Genomic DNA, 18,965 nt, shown 5'->3' on the forward strand with positions numbered 1-18,965 from the left:
CTCAAAAACACCATCATACACTAAATCAGTAAGTTGGCAGCATCACCCGACAGTGGTTAAAAAACCCGGCTTCGGAGCCGGGTTTGTATATGTTATTGGTCTAATTTGATCATGGTAAGTACAGATTGAGCCAAGTTATGATAAACCCTATTAGCTTCCTCAATATTCACTTTTATTCCATTTTCCTTACCATTTTTTTCCCACATCCATCGTGCACCAGTCCAGTTCCCATCTTCTTTAGTGAGCTCGAAAATCGGTTTAGACAAACTTTGAGAAACGGGTACCAAACCGCTAAAGTTCTGTACACCTGCTAGATGGAATGGGGCGTCGTGCGTAACCGCTTCTGTAAAAATTGCATCCGAAATAACCATTTCTGACGCACTCAATGCAGGAATTAGTTTTTTATTAGCAACAGTTTTGATGCGTTCGAGCCAGTCGCTATAAGCTTTTGACATCTGCTTGGGTTGCTCCGCATCATCTCCGTCAGAAGAGCTGCTGCTAGTGGTATAGATTCTGTAGTTTTGAGTTATAAAGCCAAGCATTTTGGGATTGGCTTTTGGCAGTGGATGATCCCCTCCAACCTTGAAGGGGGAAATCTCATTGGCCCACTTAGGTAGTACATTACTTAGCGAATCTATAGCCTGATAGCAATAAAAATCAGGAGAAATAGGTATGATAAAGTAATCAGAACTCATCAAAATACACTGATTGGTTGACGACACACTGGGGCTCATGTCGACTAGAACAATATCGATACTATGCTCGTCAGCGATTTTCCTGACTAACTTATTGAAAGCACCTACGAATTTTCTCAATACTGGGAGTGTATTGCTACTTGTCATCGCTGTCGCGATTTGTGTATCAAGTTCAGAAAACCTTATGTTTCCGGCTAAAATGAATAAGTTAGGATTATTAGTCCCTGTAATAGGAGTATTGCCAACTGGCGTGTGTGGTGTGCTTTCTAAAGAAAACTCTGGCGCAAGACTATTGAAAAGATCTGTATTTTGCTTGCTGTCATAGAATTGAACCAGGGATTCATAATCATCCAAACCTAACGTCAGCCCAGTTAAGTTGCATTGAGGATCTGCATCGATGATCAGTACTCTTTGTCCAAGAGCAGCTAGCTTCCATCCGAGATGGAAAACAGTTGTTGTTTTGCTTACACCACCTTTATGGTTAAAAAGAGATATTACCTTAGCTACTATATTTTCCTTTAGCGGTTGAATGTTTATCTCATTATATGATAAGTGGTGATTTCGTTCTATTGTGAAAATTATGAAATGACGGCTGGATCCAATAAAACCCGGCTGCGAAGGCATGCATTTGCTTAACTTAGTAAACAATCCCAACTATTCATCTGTACTCTTGATTCTACCTTTCATGTATTTCTCATATAACTTGTCCAATCCTTTCAGGCGAAGCGCGAAGATTCGAAGCATGTTTTGCTTCTCCTCTTCTGGTAATTGGCGATAGTGCTCTAGTAGGCGCTGCTCATCAGGTTTAATGCCATCTTTTCCCCTACATCTTCACCGAGAAGCCAGGCAACCGAGATGCCTAGCGATTAAAGCCACAGGCTCAGCCAGAAATCTCAGCATCGCGCTTGGAGTAACAAGTATGTCTGTAAGTCATTGGAAGAATCGTGACCAAGGGATGGTCCCGCCAAGTTACATCTTTCCAATTTTCACAATGACAGGTGTAACTCCTCACGAATTACGCCCTGCTGACCTCTATCCAAATCCCACAGACGGTTTACCTAAACAGGAGCCTTAACAATGCAAACTGTTTCAGTTCAACAGAGTAGCAAAGCTTACTCTAATCCACTGATATTCCCGTGTCATCGAAGCGAATCGGCAACGCAGGATACCCTTCATGTTTTTCATGTCTGTGGAGCGCGTTACATGGCAGTCGCGCTGTTTTTTACCTTGGCGATGAGTGTTTCCGTTACGGCGAGGCCTTCCGCAATGTGCATATCAATCACATCGGTACCGAATTCGTTAATCAAATCCAGAAGTATTTCGTAAGTCTGGATGAGCTCAAGGAGATCAAAGAGCGCTTTTTGATCGGCGCGTGAGGGGGAGGAATGGCTAAGCGCAGCCTGATTAACAATCCATTCAAGATTGGTTTTGATGGCTTCTACCTGATTGTAGCTATACATATGCCATAGGCTTAAATCCTCATTTCAAGATTGTATGGGAGAGATATCGTAACGCTTCGCGGTGAAAGCGAGTCTACATGCAGTCGGGGCGAGCTGAAGAAAGGAGAGTGGGAGACTTAATTATGGAATAGTTCGCGTGCTTAGCAAGTCAATTGTTGCGCAAATGGATAAATAAACGCGCGAAAGAGAGGGCATCGGTGTTTAATCCCTTCATTTCGCGCAGGTTATGCTAACCGGATAACGGAGTCAGGTTTCCCAGGCGTGCGGGGCAAACAGATAACCCTTGTTACGCACGGTTTTAATGCGGTAGGGCTCGGTAGCGTTATCCTGCAGCTTTTTGCGCAGACGCGAAATCGCCACGTCAACGCTGCGGTCCATTCCGTCATAGCTCACGCCACGCAGGTTTTTCAGCAGCGCGTCGCGGTCCATAATTTGCCCGGCGTGCGTTGCCAGCTCCCACAGCAGGTCAAAGTCTGCGGTGGAGAGGGCGATAAGCTCGCCGGAGAGCAGCACCTGGCGGTTAATAGGGTCGATAGATAGCGTACCGAAGCGCATCGCTTTGTGCGGCGTCAGAGACGGCGCGGGCGCTTCGCGTTCGATGCTGGCGTGCTGGCGCAAATGCAGGCGCAGGCGGGCAAGCAGGACGGCAGGCGGTGTGGTTTTCAGAATGTAGTCATTGGCGCCCATCTCGAGCGACAAAATGTGGTTCATATCGCTGTCCAGTGAAGTGAGCAGAACGATAGGGCCCTCCCACCGGGCGCGCAGGTCACGGCAGAGCGTCATGCCGTCTTTGCCTGGCAGCATGATATCCAGCAGCACCAGATCCGGGTTTTCACGGACGACCACCTCTTCGGCACGATCGCCGCGAGGTTCAACAATGACGTCCATATCATGTTTACCCAGATAGGCGGCGATCAGTTGCCCGACCTCGGGTTCGTCTTCAACATAAACAATCTTATTCATACAGCGTCTGTTTTCGTGAAAAAAGCCAACATACACCGCGGAACCTTAACCTTCCATTAATCTTTCAAAATTAACGCCGGTTCCGTTATTCTGGCTCTTAATGTTATTTGATTGTTATAGGAAAAAGTATGGGGCTGGCGATCAAAGCCGCGCTGGGCGCGCTGGTGGTGTTACTGATTGGCATTCTGGCAAAAACGAAAAACTACTACATTGCCGGGCTAATCCCGCTGTTCCCGACCTTTGCGCTGATTGCCCACTATATCGTGGCTTCTGAGCGGGGCACGGAAGCGTTACGCACAACCATCGTGTTTGGCATGTGGTCTATCATTCCGTATTTTCTCTACCTGCTTTCGCTGTGGTATTTCACCGGTTTTCTGCGTCTTCCCCTGGCGCTGAGCGGGGCGGTGGTCTGCTGGGGACTCAGCGCCTGGGTGTTAATTTTCTTCTGGAGCCGCTTTCACTAGCGCAGCGGTCGGCCGCCGTCCACGGCAAAGGTTCTGCCGGTGACGTAGCAGCTGGTGAGCAGGTAATCCACAAGATCGATGACCTCTTTCTCGCCCGGGGCGATTTTCATGAGCGACTTATTCAGCGCCTGCTGACGATACTCTGCATCATCGTTTTCGTTAAACAAAATCATCGCCGGGGCGATGGCGTTCACCTTCACCTCGGGCGCGAGCTTGCGGGCAAACGAGCGTGTCATATTATCCAGCGCGGCTTTGCTGGCCGCGTAGGCGATGTGCTTGTCGCTGCCGCGCTCCACCACATAATCGGTAAAGTGAATAATGTCGCCCGCCGCGTGCCCATGACCGCGGAGCAGATCCTGCAGAGCGTGGTTAAGCAGATAAGGGGCATTGACGTGGATCTGCAGCATGGCGGAGAGCGTTTCGCTGAGTGACGTACCGGGTTTTTCGGCTCGCCATGCGCTGGCGTTATGGATCACGGCGCGCAGTCCCGTCGTGGCGGCTTTTACCTTTTCCGCGAAAGCCAGAATGCCTTCATCAGTCGAAAAATCAGCCTGAATGCAGACCGCCCCGGCTTTGCGTAACCCTTCAATCGACGGGTATTCCGTACGGTAGCTGACAATGACCGGATGGCGAAGGTTGAGAAAGTGATGGGCGAGGGCGAGGCCGATACGGCGGCCTCCACCGGTAATCAGTATTGGGCGAAGCGGTGCATTTCCCATCGTATTCTCCTTTACAGTTCAACAATGGGAAAGGCGATGCTAACCCATTAACATCCAGGTTGCCGGCAGGGCAGCAACCAGTAACAGTCCAATTAATGCCATTTCACGGCGTTTCAGCGCGTTCTCCAGCTGATGCGTACGGCGGGCGTAGATAAACACCAGCAGACCCGGTGCGTACAGCACCACCGACAGCAGCAGATGCATAGGCCCGGAAGCATACAACAACCACAGGCCGTAAATACAGGCTCCGACCCCCACGACATAATGCGCCGGGCGTGTGGCAATTTTTAACAGATACGCACCCACTAAGAAATAGGGTACCAGAATCATCTCCGAGGCGATGGTCAGCAGGGTGTTATAGTCAGAACCTGTGAGCCAGATCAGCACCAGACAGACCTGAACGCTGATGTTGGTCAGCCAGAGCGATGCCGAAGGCGCGCTGTTTTGGTTTTGACGGGCGAACAGGCGTGGAAACGCCTTGTGCGTCGCGGCCAGGAACGGCACTTCAGCCGCCATGATGGTCCAGCTCAGGTAAGCGCCGCAGACGGAGACGATCAGCCCTGCGGCAATCACCACGTCGCCCCAGGGACCGAGCATTTTCACCATCAGGCCTGCCATTGACGGGTTACGCATTTCAGCCAGTTCAGGACGCGCCACCACGCCCAGCGACAGCAGCGTCACCAGCAAATAGACCCCCAGCGCGGCCAGTACGGCCAGCAGCGTGGCGCGGCCCACATCGCGTTTATTCCTGGCCCGGGCAGAAACCACGACCGCGCCTTCTACGCCGATGAACACCCACAGGGTAATCAGCATCGTGTTTTTCACCTGCTCCCAGACGGGAACGCCCAGCGCAACGCCGCTAAAATCAAGCTTGAAAACGTCCAGACGGAACGCAATAAAGGCCAGAACGATAAACAGGCCGAGCGGAACCAGTTTCGCCAGCGTCGCCACAAGGTTGATGCTGGCGGCCGTTTGTACGCCACGCAACACCAGCCAGTGGACGAACCACAGCAACACCGAGGCGCCCACAATAGACTGCCAGGTATTCCCGTCGCCAAAGAGGCGCAGCTCAGGCGTATCGGTAAAGAAACTGAGCGCCGAGAAGACGATTACAAGATAAGAGACGTTGGCGATAACGGCACACAGCCAGTATCCCCATGCGGAACAGAAGCCAATCAGCTCGCCGAAACCTTCACGCGCATAGGTGAAAATGCCGCCGTCCAGATCGGGGCGAATGCGGGTGAGCAGCAGCATCGCGAAGGCCAGCAGCAGTATGCCGACACCCGTAATGCCCCAGCCAATGATGAGCGCGGAAGGGCTGGCGACGGCGGCCATATTTTGCGGCAAACTGAATACGCCTGCACCCAGCATTGAGCTTAAAACGAGTGCAGTCAGAGCACTCAGGCCAAGTTTCTTTTCCATTGGCTTCCTGTTATGAAAGGTCAAAATCCAGAATAATTATTTCGCTCAGGCGCATAAAAATGGTGGATCACACTAAGGCGCGGGATTTTACGGAGTGTAACGAATGCATGCAATGACGTGAGGCAGAAATTCAAAAAAAGTAACAAAAAAAGGCGGCATTGCGCCGCCTTTCGTAAACGATGTTGTTACTTGTACAGATCGGCGCTGATGGTCACGTTGTTACCACGTTCCTGCCACTGGCGGGTGATGTGGTAGTACTTCGCCCCTTTCTTCGCCGCACGCTTCGCGACCTGGTAAGAGACTTCCGTCATGTTGCCGTAGTTGCCGGTAAACTTGATGCTGCCGAACGGCACCATCTGCGCTGCAGTGGCGTTGTTCAACTCTTCAATTTTGGTACCGTCCGGCAGCGTAACGGAATAACGGCCACCTTTCGTGGACTGCGTTTCGAAGAAACGGCCCACTTCAGCGCTTGGAGCAGCCGTCGTTGCTACGCCTGGAATTTCAACTTTCTTCGCTTCTTCGCCGCCTTTAGCTAGCGCCGCGCGACCTGCTTCTGAATTCGCCGGGATGGCATCCGGGCTCTGCAGAACACGTTTTTTCGCATCTTTTTTATAGATGAACGCGGTAATACGCTGGTTGCCACCCTGGTTAGCATCGACCTGACGCACGATGAAGAAAGAGTAGGCCCCTTTCTCTTTCGCGGCTTTGGTAATGGCATCGTTCACTTCAGGCTGGCTGCGATAGAAGCCCTGAACGGTGACGGTGTCGTAAGGTTCCAGCTCAATCGCCTGATCTTTCGGCAGTTCAACAACACCGTTGATCACGCGGTTTTTTGGTGCGTCAGCTTTCGGCGCATTGTCTTTGAACAGCGCAATGGTCACGCGCTGGTTACCGCTGTTGCCGTAATCGGACTGGTCAACCACATAAAACGAGGCCGCTCCGTTTTTATCTGCGGCTTTTGATGCAGCGGCGACGGCGTCGCCAATAGAATTATAACGACCCACAATGACCGTATGGTCAAAAGGTTTTAACGCTGCCGCTTGCTCCGGCGTTAACTCTGTTGCGGCATTCGCAGACAGGGCGGTCGCGGAAAGAAGTGCGGACGCCAGGAGTGTGTTCTTAAGCTTCATAAAAATGATCCTTCGCCTTGCGCAAACCATGTACTGGTATTGTTGTTAATTTGAGACGGTCCCGATTATTGCATTTAAAACCCGTCGCTGTCTGCGCCATTTTTCACTGCCTGTGCTTACTGAATCACCGAATTCGATAACATTTAGTGATATGTTGAAAAAACACGCGTTTGACAAGTAAAACTGATAAAGCATATGACTTTTACAAGTTAATTTAATGTTAACAAGTTGTTCTCTTATGGCGCTATATCATGTTTTTACCGCTTCGCTTGCGCGTTTTATCGGTTCTGGCAGTGAATTTAAGGTAAATATCACTGTCAGTGACGCCGATCGCTTATTTTTCACAGATAAAGTAAGAAATAGTGTTTTCTGGCGGTAGATCACGGGCGCTATTTTCAGTAGGTTATAGACAGTTTGTTACTGTTTTATTTTCCGGGGTTAATCATCTCTCGTCGCTCGCGCGATGGCGAAAATTGATACAAACCGCGGGCATTTATCGATAAACCATCATCAAAAACCGATGGAAGGGAAAACTATGCGTATTGGGGTACCAAAAGAACGGTTAGCCAATGAAACCCGCGTAGCGGCAACACCGAAAACGGTGGAGCAACTGCTTAAACTGGGTTTTACGGTCGCGGTTGAAAGCGGCGCGGGCAAACTGGCGAGTTTCGATGACGAGGCCTTTATCCAGGCCGGCGCGGAAGTGGTGGACGGTGCTGACGTCTGGCAGTCGCCGGTGATTCTGAAGGTCAACGCACCGGAAGAGAGTGAGATTGCGCTGCTCAATCCGGGAACGACCCTGGTGAGCTTCATCTGGCCTGCGCAAAACCCGGAGCTGATGGAGAAACTGGCGGCCCGCGGCGTGACCGTGATGGCGATGGACTCCGTGCCGCGCATTTCGCGCGCGCAGTCGCTGGATGCCTTAAGCTCCATGGCAAACATTGCCGGCTACCGCGCTATTGTTGAGGCGGCCCACGAGTTTGGTCGCTTCTTTACCGGTCAAATCACCGCCGCGGGTAAAGTCCCTCCGGCGAAAGTGATGGTGATTGGCGCAGGCGTGGCGGGCCTTGCCGCAATCGGTGCGGCAAACAGCCTGGGCGCTATCGTACGCGCCTTTGACACCCGTCCTGAAGTAAAGGAACAGGTCCAGAGTATGGGCGCCGAATTCCTTGAGCTGGATTTCAAGGAAGAAGCAGGCAGCGGCGACGGCTACGCGAAGGTAATGTCCGAAGCCTTTATCAAAGCCGAAATGGAACTCTTCGCCGCCCAGGCGAAAGATGTCGACATTATTGTCACCACCGCGCTTATCCCGGGTAAACCGGCGCCGAAGCTGATTACCCGTGAGATGGTTGACTCCATGAAGCCGGGCAGCGTGATTGTCGACCTGGCCGCCCAAAACGGCGGTAACTGTGAATATACCGTTCCAAATCAGGTGACCACGACCGCTAACGGCGTGAAGGTGATCGGCTATACCGATCTGCCGGGCCGCCTGCCTACGCAGTCTTCTCAGTTGTACGGCACCAACCTCGTCAACCTGCTGAAGCTGCTTTGCAAAGAGAAAGACGGCAACGTCACCGTTGATTTCGACGATGTTGTTGTGCGCGGCGTCACGGTGGTTCGTGAAGGTGAAATTACCTGGCCTGCGCCGCCTATTCAGGTTTCTGCTCAGCCTCAGGCGGCAACGAAAGCGGCACCTGAGCCAAAAGAACCCGCCAAACCGGCTTCTCCGTGGCGCAAATACGCGATCATGGCGCTGGTGATTATTCTGTTCGGCTGGCTGGCTGACGTCGCACCAAAAGAGTTCCTCGGCCACTTTACCGTCTTCGCGCTCTCCTGCGTCGTAGGCTACTACGTGGTGTGGAACGTCTCCCATGCGCTGCATACGCCGCTGATGTCTGTAACCAACGCCATCTCGGGGATCATCGTGGTGGGGGCGTTACTGCAGATTGGTCACGGCGGCTGGATCAGCTTCCTGAGCTTTATCGCGGTGCTGATCGCCAGTATCAATATTTTCGGTGGTTTCACCGTGACTCAGCGCATGCTGAAAATGTTTCGTAAAGGCTAAGGGGTAGCATATGTCTGGAGGATTAGTGACAGCCGCATACATTGTTGCTGCAATCCTGTTTATTTTCAGTCTGGCGGGGCTTTCCAAACACGAAACGTCTCAGCAGGGTAATAACTTTGGTATCGCCGGGATGGCGATTGCGCTGATTGCCACCATCTTCGGGCCGGATACCGGCAACGTGGCGTGGATCCTGGTGGCGATGATCATCGGCGGCGCGATTGGTATTCGCCTGGCAAAACGCGTTGAAATGACCGAGATGCCGGAGCTGGTTGCCATTCTGCACAGCTTCGTGGGTCTGGCGGCGGTGCTGGTGGGCTTCAACAGCTACCTGTATCACGAACCGGGCCTGGAACCGATTCTGGTGAATATCCACCTGACGGAAGTGTTCCTCGGTATCTTCATCGGTGCGGTGACCTTCACCGGCTCCATTGTCGCGTTCGGCAAGCTGCGCGGGAAGATCTCCTCTAAACCGCTGATGCTGCCAAACCGTCATAAGCTGAACCTCGCGGCGCTGGTGGTGTCGTTTGTTCTGCTGGTGGTCTTCGTGCGTACCGAAAGCGTGGGCCTGCAGGTACTGGCGTTGCTGGTGATGACCATCATCGCGCTGGCGTTTGGCTGGCACCTGGTGGCGTCCATCGGCGGTGCGGATATGCCGGTGGTTGTCTCGATGCTGAACTCCTACTCCGGTTGGGCGGCAGCGGCGGCAGGCTTTATGCTGAGCAACGACCTGCTGATCGTCACCGGTGCGCTGGTGGGCTCTTCCGGTGCGATCCTGTCTTACATCATGTGTAAGGCGATGAACCGCTCGTTCATCAGCGTTATCGCCGGTGGTTTCGGGACCGATGGGTCTTCTTCCAGTGCGGATGAAGAAGTGGGTGAGCACCGTGAAATTTCTGCGGAAGATACCGCAGACATGCTGAAAAATTCGCACTCCGTGATCATCACTCCGGGCTACGGCATGGCGGTGGCGCAGGCGCAGTATCCGGTTGCGGAAATCACCGAGAAGCTGCGCGCGCGCGGCATCAAGGTTCGCTTTGGTATTCACCCGGTGGCAGGGCGTCTGCCGGGCCACATGAACGTGCTGCTGGCGGAAGCGAAAGTGCCTTACGACATCGTGCTGGAAATGGATGAGATCAACGATGATTTCGCCGACACCGACACCGTGCTGGTCATTGGCGCCAACGATACCGTTAACCCTGCTGCACAGGACGACCCGGGTAGCCCAATCGCCGGTATGCCTGTTCTGGAAGTATGGAAGGCGCAGAACGTGATTGTGTTTAAACGCTCCATGAATACCGGCTATGCCGGGGTTCAGAACCCGCTGTTCTTCAAAGAGAACACCCACATGCTGTTCGGCGATGCTAAAGCCAGCGTGGATGCGATTCTGAAAGCGCTGTAAGTTGCGCTGAAACGAAAAAACCGCCGAATTCGGCGGTTTTTTTATTGCCGGGTGGCGCTGACGCGTACCCGGCCTACGGGTTTGTAGGCCCGGCAAGCCTGTGCCGCCGGGCGTCAGGCGTTAATCGTCTTCCGGATCGTCCAGCTCAACCGGCGTCTGGTAATCATCCGGCTTAATGACCAGCAGGTCGCAGCGCAGATGGTCGATCACCTGTTCGGCGGTATTGCCGAGGAACGCGGCAGAAATACCGGTTCGGCCAATGGTGCCCAGCACCACAATCCCCGCCTGCAGGTGTTCCGCCAGGTCCGGGATCACCTCTTCAGGCAGCCCTTTTTCCACGTGGGTCATTTTCTCATCGATGCTGAATTTCTGACGCAGCGTTTTCATGGCCAGCAGATGCTGACCCCGGATCGCGTCGTTGTACACGCTCGGGTCAAATTCAGGCAGCTCAATGGCGATATTGATCGGCGTGACCGGATAGGCGCCCACCAGATGCACTTCGGTATGATTCACCTGGTCGGCAAGCTGGATGGTCTCCTTCACCAGCTTCTCGTTCAGCGAGTTGTGGTAATCCTCTTCGCTCGCGAGGTTTACCGCCACAACGGCTTTCCCGCCTTCAGGCCACGGCTGGTCTTTCACCATCCAGACCGGGCAAGGACATTTGCGCAGCAGGTGCCAGTCGGTCGGGGTGAAGATCACGGATTCCAGCTTGTCGTGCTGGTGCGCCATCTTCAGCAGCAGGTCGTGCCCGCCGGCGACAATTTCCTGGATAATGGCTTCAAAAGGTCGGTTATGCCAGACCACTTTAATATCAATGGGCACACCCGCTTCCAGGTAATACTTCGCCTGTTCACGGATCCACGCGGTACGCTGGCTGATGACGCCCTGACGCATAGCGGTGCGCTCGTCAGGCGACAGAAGGGTGGTCATCTCATACGAGAAGTCATAGATCGGCAAAAACGCTTTGATTTTGCCACCAATCCGTTGATGTAAATACACAGCACGTCGTAATGCCGGCTGATCGTCCTGATTCGGATCGATAGCTACCAGCATGTTTTGATACTTGGCCATACAGGTCTCCTTACTACTGTCACCACAGTCTGTAATTAAAAGAGTAACCTATATATCCTGAATGAAACAGAGGGGAGGTTTTGCCAGATCAATAATTCATGAAAATTTATCAGAGGAAAAGCACCGTAGTCGTCACCGCGATAAACGCAATAAACAGCAGCACCATCACCGCTATCGCAAAGGTCGTGGAGTCCTGAACGTAGGTTTTTTCCTCCCCCTTCATTGGGCCGACAAGCATGATCCAGATGAAGATAAAGGTCACAGAGGCAATCACGACTGAAACGAAAAACAAACTTTCTCTCAATTCATAACCTCAACGAGAACCTTTTGGGTGCTGTGTGGGGACGTGCTACGGTGAAAATATCTTGAAACGGGAGTGATTATACCAGACCAATAAATCACAAGAATTTATCAGTCTGGTCATCAACATGCGGAGAGTTACGCTACGTTGCGGGCGTGCCCGGCAAGAACGGCCAGCGCCTCACCGTTTTCGATAGTGATGTATTTACCTTTAACGGCCAGCATCCCGCTTTTCTGGAAACGGCCCAGCAGACGGCTGATGGTTTCCACGGTCAGGCCCAGGTAGTTACCGATATCGCCACGCGTCATCGTCAGACGGAACTCACGCGGCGAGAAGCCACGCTCGGCGAAGCGGCGGGAGAGGTTGTAGATAAATGCGGCCAGGCGCTCTTCTGCGTTCTTTTTAGAAAGCAGCAGAATCATGTCCTGATCGCCTTTGATCTCACCGCTCATCAGACGCATCATCTGCTGACGCAGGTTAGGCATCTTGCCGGACAGATCGTCCAGGGTTTCAAACGGGATTTCGCAAACCATAGAGGTTTCGAGTGCCTGAGCAAAGCTCGGGTGATGGCCCGTGCCGATGGCATCAAAGCCCACCAGGTCGCCCGCCAGATGGAAGCCGGTGATCTGCTCATCACCCTGTTCGGTGATGGTGTAGCTTTTGATGGTGCCAGAACGGATAGCATAGAGCGATTTCAGTTCGTCTCCCGCTTTAAACAGCGTCTGCCCTTTCTGAATAGGCTTTTTGCGCTCGATGATATTATCAAGCTGATCGAGTTCATGCTCATTCAGAGTAAACGGGATACAGAGCTGGCTGATGCTGCAATCCTGGCAATGGATAGCACAACCGCCAGACTGAATGCGTCGTATAATTCGCTTTTCCGGGATCATAGGTTTGCTCAAGCCTTAATTGATATTGGTCAATTTTAACATCTTTTTGGTAAGTACGTAAGCCTGACAAACCCTCAATAAGGACAAGTGGCGACATTGTGTCGCCATCTTCTTGAAATTCCACAGCTTGATTATGGATTTTTAGCCTAACCGGAAGAAAATTAAGCACAAAAAGCCTGGAAGCTAGAGCAGGAGATACCCTTCGTGACGCAGCAACCACTCTTTTCGCTGCACGCCGCCGGCATAGCCTGTCATGGTGCCGTTGCGGCCAATGACGCGATGGCAGGGCACCACGATGCTGACCGGGTTAGAGCCGTTAGCGGCACCCACCGCGCGTGCGGCGCCCGCGCGGCCTAGCTGTTCCGCGAGCTGGCCGTAATGCATGACCTGCCCGCAGGGAATGGACCGCAGCGCCTGCCACACTTCGCGCTGAAAAGGCGTGCCTGCCGTGGCGGTCGGCAGAGTATCGATGATGCTGAGATCGCCTTCGAAGTAGGCCGCAAGCTTGTCGCTCAGCCCGCCCGGGTTGGTGGCGCGGATACGTTCATACCCCTGTGAGCGGTAGTGAACATGGAGCAGTTCTTCCATGCGGTCGCTGTGCTCTTCCCATTCGACGGCGCGCAGGCAGAACTGCTCGTCCGCGATCACCCACAGCGGCCCGAGCGGCGTCGCAATCTTATCTTCGAGTAATCTCAGCATCCTCATTCCTTTAGTTCAGCCTCGGGTAAATCCCCGGCCCAATCGGCAGGCCGACAAGATACCATGCCACCAGCATCACCAGCCATACCCCTAAAAAGATAAGCGGGTAGGGTAAAACCAGCGAATAGTAGGTACCCAGTTTGGCCTCGGGTTTATAGCGCTGCAGGAAGCCTAAAAACAGCGGAACAAACGGCGAAACCGGCGCCAGCGGAATCACCGAGGAGTCCGCGATGCGGAACAGGATCTGGGCAAATGCCGGATGGAACCCCAGCATCATAAACATCGGCACGAAGATCGGGGCCAGAATCGACCAGATGGCGGAGCCGCTGGCGATAAACATGCACAGCAGGGATGACAGCAACGCCAGGCCGACAAACGCCGGTACGCCGCTTAGCCCGGCTGCCTCCAGCGCGTCGGTCAGGCTCACGGCCATAAACTTGCCCATGTTGCTCCAGTTAAACATCGCCACAAACTGCGCCAGCGGGAACACCATCACGATAAAGCCCGCCATCTCTTTCATCGGCTCGATCATCAGCTGCGGCAGATCGCCCTGACGGCGGATTTTGCCGGTAGCGATACCGTAGGCGAGCGAGACGACAAAGAAAAACAGAATAATCAGCGGCACGATGCCCTGAATAAACGGCGAGGGCAGGACGGTATGTTTAACCGGATCGCGCAATATGCCGTTTTCCGGCACCACCATCAGCGCCACCAGCGCGATAAAGGCCAGCGAGACCACGCCCGCCACGCGCAGGCCGAAGCGCTGCTCTTTGCTCAGGGTCTCCAGCTTTTCATCGCTACGGCCTTCCCATTTACCCAGCCGCGGCTCGATGATTTTATCGGTAATCAGCCCGCCGACAATCGTCAGGACAATCACCGAGCTGGCCATAAAGTACCAGTTGTCGATCACGCTGACGTGCATTGCCGCATCGATGGTCTTTGCCGCCTCCGTGCTGATGCCAGAGAGCAGCACGTCGGTGGTGACGATTAGCAGGTTGGCGGTAAATCCACAGCCCACGCCCGCAATCGCCGACAGCAGGCCCGCCACGGGGTGACGCCCGACGGCGAGGAAAATCAGCGCCCCCATCGGCGGCATGATCACCAGCGCGGCGTCGGAGGAGATATGGCTGAAGAAGGCGATAAACAGCACCATATAGCTGGCGTAACGCGCGCTGACGTGAGAAGCCATCTTCACCATTAATGCAGGCAGCAAGCCCACGCGTTCAGCCAGCCCGGCGCCCAGCACCAGCGCCAGAATGGCGCCGAGCGGGGCGAAGCCGCTGAAGTTTTTAATCACGTTGGGTAAAAACCAGTGCAGCCCGTCAACGCTGAGCAGGTTTTTTACCGCCACCAGGCTGCCGTCAGCCGGGCTGCGCACGCTCACGTCAAAGGCGGAGAGCACGGCGGTGGCGACCATTAAAATCACAATCAGATAGATAAACAGCAGGAAAGGGTGCGGCACTTTATTGCCGATCCTTTCAACCCAGCCATAGAGCTTACCGGATGGGGAATGCGAAGGTATGGAAGACATACTCATGGGCGTTCCTCGGGAGTGTTGTTGTGTTGTGTTTTTTTATTTTAAAGGTGACAGTGTCACGCCCTGTGGGATCGGACACACGTACGGTTTTTCTTGTATTTGTTGTTCGAACTCTTCACGGCATTTTTTCAGCAGCGCCGCGTCCTGCAGCAGGTTAAGCGCGGTTGCGCCCATCACTTTTCCGGCCAGCAGCATGCCTTTGTGGGCAATGGAGGTACGTCCCTGCGCCACCAGTTGCCAGGTGTGCAGCGGCGTGCCGACGGTAAAGCAGGGGCTGAAGCACTGGGCGACCGGCATTTTCCAGCTGACGTCGCCCACGTCGGTTGAACCCGCCAGCACGTTGTCGGTGATGGCGTAAGGCGCGACTTCATCCACCAGCAGCGTCTCCTGATGACGCCGGGCAAAGGCTTTACCCGCATCACCGCCCGTCGCGGCAATATTTTTCAGACTGTTTTGCAGATCGTTGGGCGTCAGGGTGGCGCGGATCTCGCGGGCGAAGGCGCGTTCTTCCTCCGTCCAGAGCGGCGTGCCGTAGTGCTGCAGGGCGCGATACATCGCCGCCTCGAGCGTGCGGTTTGGCAGGTAGCTGGAGCAGGCTTTATCAAAGCGACACTCGACGGTGGTTTCGGTCATCATCGCCGCGCCCTGGGCGATTTTATCGATGCGTTCGTAGATCTGCTGCGCATCGGCCATCTCCGGGGCGCGGATCAGGTACAGCACCTCAGCCTGCGCCTGCACCACGTTGGGTGAAATCCCGCCGGTATCGGTAATGGCGTAATGGACGCGCGCTTTCTCAATGATGTGTTCGTTGAGGAAGTTGGTGCCGGTAGTCATCAGCGTCACGGCGTCCAGCGCGCTGCGTCCCAGATGAGGGGAGTTGGCCGCGTGTGCCGCCACGCCGTGAAAACGCCAGGCGGCCTGAATATTCGCCAGCGTGCTGACGTTAAACATCCCGGCGAAGGCTTCCGGGTGCCAGGTGACGGCGGCATCGACGTCATCAAACAGGCCTTCGCGCACCATAAAGGTTTTCCCGGAGCCACCTTCTTCACCGGGACAGCCGTAAAAACGCACCGTTCCGCTGCCGCCGCGCTGCTCCAGCCAGCTTTTCACCGCCACCGCGCCCGCAAGCGCCGCGGTGCCTAAGAGGTTATGCCCGCAGCCGTGGCCGTTGGCCCCCGGCGTGGCGGATTGCGCCGTCGCGCAGTGCGCCTGCTGGCTTAGCCCGGCCAGCGCGTCGTATTCGCCCAGCAGGGCAATGACCGGTTTCCCGCTGCCGAAGCTGGCGATAAAGGCATTTGGAATACCGCCGGCCTCGCGCGTCAGCGTGAAGCCCTCGGCCTCCAGCTCGCTGGCCAGCCGTTCGGCGGACCAGAACTCTTCGAAGCGGGTTTCAGGACGATCCCAGATCGCGTCGGCAATATCGGTTAACGTCCGACATCGCGTGTCGATCGCATCGGCAATAAAAGCGTAGTTCTCCTGCATTACACACCTCGCGTCCACGGGAAATTGAGCGCAGTTCGCGCCAGCGTTTCAATGGCAATCGCCATGACCTGTTCATCGAAGTCGAATTTTTCGTTGTGATGTCCGGCGCTCAAATCCGTGCCGAACACCATATAGGACGCCATGCCGCCGTTCTCCTGCACGCGGGCCATCATCAGCGTGGCGTCTTCGGAACCCGCTGGCGCCTTCACCTTATCGATGGCGTGAATAATCCCGGAAACCCGGCTCGCCTGTTCGCGCAGGTAATCAACCCACGCCGGTGTCGGCGCGCTGGAGGTTGCGGCGCCCATCAGGCGCATCTCGGCGCTCACGCCGTAGAGCGCCGCTGCGCCGGTAATAACCGCCTGCGCGCGTTCAAAGACATACTGATTAATCGCTTCGCTTTCGCCGCGCGTTTCAACCTTTATCAGGGCATTCGCGGGCACCACGTTGCGTCCGCTGCCCGCCTGCATCACTCCGACGTTCACCCGGGAGGCGCCGTCGCTGTGCGGGGCGATGCTGTGCAGGGCGAGGGCGGCCTGCGCGGCGGCGAGCAGGGCGTTACGTCCGTCCTCCGGTTTACCGCCCGCGTGTGCGGCAACGCCGGTAAAGTTCACGTCAAACTTGGTGGTGGCCATAAAGTTATCGCTGCCGCAAATCACCGTTCCGGCAGGGACGCCGGTACCAATATGGATGGCCGTGAAATAGTCCACGTCGTCCAGCGCCCCGGCGGCAACCATGGCGCGCGCGCCGCGGGTGCCTTCTTCAGCAGGCTGGAAGATCAGCTTGATGGTGCCGTTGAGCTGCGCGTCATTCTGCTTAAGCACCTGCGCCAGCCCCAGACCAATAGCGGTGTGTCCATCGTGCGCGCAGGCGTGCATCATGCCCGCGTTGCAGGAGGCAAACCCGTCGCGGAACGGGCGATGGCTTTCATCCAGCGCTTCGCTTAAATCAAGGGCATCCATGTCGACGCGAAACGCCAGGGTCGGTCCAGGACGTCCGGTATTGAGGGTCGCCACAATGCCGGTAAACCCGCCCTCAAACGGCGCCAGCCATTTCTCTGGCGCGCCCTGCGCCCGCGCGCGGGCAAACTCTTGCGCCAGGGTAGCGGCATCGGGCAGCCCCATCCGGCTTTCGGCATCGACGACGTCGCGGCCCATCGCCAGTTCGTAACCCAGCGAATCGAGGATTTCCGCGACTTTCGCGGCCGTTCGAAACTCTACCCAGCCGGATTCCGCGAAATGGTGAAAATCGCGACGCCATGCGCTCAGCAGCGGGGATAATGTCTGGATGTACTGCGCCAGTGTGTCCATATCTGTTCCTGTCATCATTAAAATATGTGAACTGCTTCACGCTGTGATAGTTTTTACTTATCACTAACCGATTTTTCACAGTTTTAACCGTTCAGGAATTACCCTCGCACATCCCTTTCCATTAAAGTAGATGACAGTTTCTTTACTCTGATAAACAACGGTTATCGGTCGGGCTATGACATTCCAGATTAAATTTCATCAAATCCGGGCGTTTGTTGAGGTTGCGCGTCAGGGCAGCATTCGCGGTGCCAGCAGGACGCTGAATCTTTCCCAGCCGGCGCTGACCAAATCCATCAAAGAGCTGGAGGAGGGCATGGCGGCGCAGCTTTTCGTGCGCAGGAGTAAAGGCGTCGCGTTGACCGAATGCGGTGAGGGCTTTTACCAGCGTGCCAGGTTGATTCTGGAAGAGCTGCGCGCGGCGCAGGATGATATCCGTCAGCGGCAGGGGGAGCTGGCCGGGCAGATCAACATCGGGATGGGGGCCAGCGTTTCACGCACGCTGATGCCCGCCGTTATCACCCGCTTTCATGCGCAGCATCCGCAGGTCAAGGTGCGGATTATGGAAGGGCAGCTGGTGTCGATGATCAATGAATTACGCCAGGGCGAGCTGGACTTCACCATCAATACCTATTATCAGGGGCCTTACGACCAGGAATTTACGTTTGAAAAGCTCTTCGAAAAACCGTTTGCGGTATTTTGTCGGGAAGGTCACCCGGCAATGGGGGCAACGTCAATTAATGAACTTCTGCATTATAACTGGACAATGCCGACGCCGCGGGGAAGTTATTATAAGCAATTAGAGGAGGTATTTAGCGATCGTTCGCAAATACCGCGAATTGGTGTGGTTTGCGAAACATTTTCTTCCTGTATTAGCCTGGTCGCGCAAAGTGATTTTTTAAGCATATTGCCGCAGGAGCTAGGCTGTGACCCGCTGCTGGCACACCGTCTGGTCATGCTGCCGGTTGTCGAATCGCTTCCTAAAGCAACCTATTATTTAATTCAGCGTCGTGATTCACGTCAGACTCCCCTTGCTGAGTCATTAATTACGCAGTTCAGAAGGGAGGTGAGGAAAATAGTCGTCGCGTGAAATACAGATTAAAAAAACAGGATCTGCCCGACATCAGACAGACCCTATAGTACACACAGCAGTACGTCCTTTCGCCAATCCTGAGTATTATTTCCATGAGGCAGGTATATTTAGGTATAACACCTTTCCCGAAAAATGAAAGGCGGGCGAGTGATTGATTTCACGAAATTTTAACATAAATCACGTATTTTACCTTTGCTGAAATTTTAGTTAAGTCTGATTTAAGTTTATTTAATAATTACTATATATATTCATCAGGTTAATATTATTG

The 18,965-nt window shown here is 54.3% G+C and carries 18 protein-coding genes and 1 pseudogene; 5 read left to right on the plus strand and 14 right to left on the minus strand.

The window, feature by feature from the left end; translation table 11 throughout:
- Nucleotides 1-92: 92 nt before the first annotated feature.
- Both ADJ24_RS11835 and ADJ24_RS25540 read right to left on the minus strand, forming a co-directional pair.
- The gene (locus ADJ24_RS11835; protein ID WP_048702546.1) at nt 93-1,319 is read right to left on the minus strand and encodes a ParA family protein; all 1,227 of its coding nucleotides are present in this window, start codon (nt 1,317-1,319) and stop codon (nt 93-95) included.
- Nucleotides 1,320-1,349: 30 nt separating this feature from the next.
- Nucleotides 1,350-1,561: pseudogene (locus ADJ24_RS25540) on the minus strand (transcriptional regulator); the annotation flags it as partial.
- 32 nt (nt 1,562-1,593) lie between these two features.
- On the opposite strand from ADJ24_RS25540, the gene ADJ24_RS24220 reads away from it, so the two are divergent.
- Entirely contained in the window at nt 1,594-1,770 is a 177-nt protein-coding gene (locus tag ADJ24_RS24220; protein WP_233422262.1) for a helix-turn-helix domain-containing protein, read from the plus strand.
- Nucleotides 1,771-1,894: 124 nt separating this feature from the next.
- Here ADJ24_RS24220 and ADJ24_RS11845 read toward each other — a convergent pair whose 3' ends face one another.
- Together ADJ24_RS11845 and rstA are read right to left on the minus strand one after the other, a co-directional pair.
- Nucleotides 1,895-2,155: a hypothetical protein gene (locus tag ADJ24_RS11845; RefSeq protein ID WP_023311469.1), complete on the minus strand. Its 261-nt coding sequence runs from the start codon at nt 2,153-2,155 to the stop codon at nt 1,895-1,897.
- 246 nt (nt 2,156-2,401) lie between these two features.
- Nucleotides 2,402-3,118, minus strand: coding sequence for a two-component system response regulator RstA (gene rstA, locus ADJ24_RS11850; RefSeq protein ID WP_021241154.1), 717 nt, complete (start codon nt 3,116-3,118; stop codon nt 2,402-2,404).
- 128 nt (nt 3,119-3,246) lie between these two features.
- On the opposite strand from rstA, the gene ADJ24_RS11855 reads away from it, so the two are divergent.
- Nucleotides 3,247-3,582: a GlpM family protein gene (locus tag ADJ24_RS11855; protein ID WP_023311470.1), complete on the plus strand. Its 336-nt coding sequence runs from the start codon at nt 3,247-3,249 to the stop codon at nt 3,580-3,582.
- Here ADJ24_RS11855 and folM read toward each other — a convergent pair.
- The 3 genes from folM to ydgH all read right to left on the minus strand — a co-directional run bounded on the left by folM (nt 3,579) and on the right by ydgH (nt 6,853).
- A complete protein-coding gene (gene folM / locus ADJ24_RS11860) occupies nt 3,579-4,301 on the minus strand; it encodes a dihydromonapterin reductase (RefSeq protein ID WP_023311471.1) in 723 nt (240 codons plus the stop codon). The two genes, ADJ24_RS11855 and folM, sit on opposite strands and share 4 nt — an antisense overlap.
- Before the next feature lie 39 nt (nt 4,302-4,340).
- Nucleotides 4,341-5,723 (minus strand): amino acid permease, encoded by a 1,383-nt coding sequence (locus ADJ24_RS11865; RefSeq protein ID WP_023311472.1) that lies wholly within the window; start codon nt 5,721-5,723, stop codon nt 4,341-4,343.
- A 185-nt stretch (nt 5,724-5,908) separates the two neighbouring features.
- Entirely contained in the window at nt 5,909-6,853 is a 945-nt protein-coding gene (ydgH, locus tag ADJ24_RS11870) for a DUF1471 family protein YdgH (RefSeq protein ID WP_023311473.1), read from the minus strand.
- Between the two features lie 535 nt (nt 6,854-7,388).
- Between ydgH and pntA the strand changes: the two genes are divergently transcribed.
- Nucleotides 7,389-8,918 carry a Re/Si-specific NAD(P)(+) transhydrogenase subunit alpha gene (pntA, locus tag ADJ24_RS11875; RefSeq protein WP_023311474.1) on the plus strand — a complete coding sequence of 510 codons (1,530 nt, stop codon included), beginning with the start codon at nt 7,389-7,391 and terminating at the stop codon, nt 8,916-8,918.
- 10 nt (nt 8,919-8,928) lie between these two features.
- On the plus strand, nt 8,929-10,317 hold the full coding sequence (pntB, locus tag ADJ24_RS11880) for a Re/Si-specific NAD(P)(+) transhydrogenase subunit beta (RefSeq protein ID WP_032668239.1): 1,389 nt from the start codon (nt 8,929-8,931) through the stop codon (nt 10,315-10,317).
- A 120-nt stretch (nt 10,318-10,437) separates the two neighbouring features.
- On the opposite strand, the gene uspE is transcribed toward pntB, so the two are convergent.
- The 7 genes from uspE to ADJ24_RS11915 all read right to left on the minus strand — a co-directional run bounded on the left by uspE (nt 10,438) and on the right by ADJ24_RS11915 (nt 17,607).
- Nucleotides 10,438-11,388 carry a universal stress protein UspE gene (gene uspE / locus ADJ24_RS11885; protein ID WP_023311476.1) on the minus strand — a complete coding sequence of 317 codons (951 nt, stop codon included), beginning with the start codon at nt 11,386-11,388 and terminating at the stop codon, nt 10,438-10,440.
- A 109-nt stretch (nt 11,389-11,497) separates the two neighbouring features.
- Nucleotides 11,498-11,680, minus strand: coding sequence for a hypothetical protein (locus tag ADJ24_RS11890; RefSeq protein WP_014883604.1), 183 nt, complete (start codon nt 11,678-11,680; stop codon nt 11,498-11,500).
- Nucleotides 11,681-11,826: 146 nt separating this feature from the next.
- Nucleotides 11,827-12,579, minus strand: a complete 753-nt coding sequence (fnr, locus tag ADJ24_RS11895; protein ID WP_006174991.1) for a fumarate/nitrate reduction transcriptional regulator Fnr — start codon at nt 12,577-12,579, stop codon at nt 11,827-11,829.
- A gap of 183 nt (nt 12,580-12,762) precedes the next feature.
- Nucleotides 12,763-13,278 carry a methylated-DNA--[protein]-cysteine S-methyltransferase gene (ogt, locus tag ADJ24_RS11900; RefSeq protein WP_023311477.1) on the minus strand — a complete coding sequence of 172 codons (516 nt, stop codon included), beginning with the start codon at nt 13,276-13,278 and terminating at the stop codon, nt 12,763-12,765.
- Between the two features lie 10 nt (nt 13,279-13,288).
- The gene (gene abgT / locus ADJ24_RS11905; RefSeq protein WP_023311478.1) at nt 13,289-14,815 is read right to left on the minus strand and encodes a p-aminobenzoyl-glutamate transporter; all 1,527 of its coding nucleotides are present in this window, start codon (nt 14,813-14,815) and stop codon (nt 13,289-13,291) included.
- 36 nt (nt 14,816-14,851) lie between these two features.
- Nucleotides 14,852-16,297, minus strand: a complete 1,446-nt coding sequence (locus tag ADJ24_RS11910) for a M20 family metallopeptidase (RefSeq protein WP_023311479.1) — start codon at nt 16,295-16,297, stop codon at nt 14,852-14,854.
- Nucleotides 16,297-17,607: a M20 family metallo-hydrolase gene (locus ADJ24_RS11915; protein WP_023311480.1), complete on the minus strand. Its 1,311-nt coding sequence runs from the start codon at nt 17,605-17,607 to the stop codon at nt 16,297-16,299. The genes ADJ24_RS11910 and ADJ24_RS11915 overlap by 1 nt, the downstream gene beginning before the upstream one ends.
- Nucleotides 17,608-17,782: 175 nt before the next feature.
- Here ADJ24_RS11915 and ADJ24_RS11920 point away from each other — a divergent pair, with 175 nt between their 5' ends.
- A complete protein-coding gene (locus tag ADJ24_RS11920) occupies nt 17,783-18,694 on the plus strand; it encodes a LysR family transcriptional regulator (protein ID WP_023311481.1) in 912 nt (303 codons plus the stop codon).
- Nucleotides 18,695-18,965 lie beyond the last annotated feature (271 nt).

The organism is Enterobacter sp. 940_PEND (genome assembly GCF_001059415.1).
Taxonomy (GTDB): Bacteria; Pseudomonadota; Gammaproteobacteria; order Enterobacterales; family Enterobacteriaceae; genus Enterobacter; species Enterobacter cloacae_M.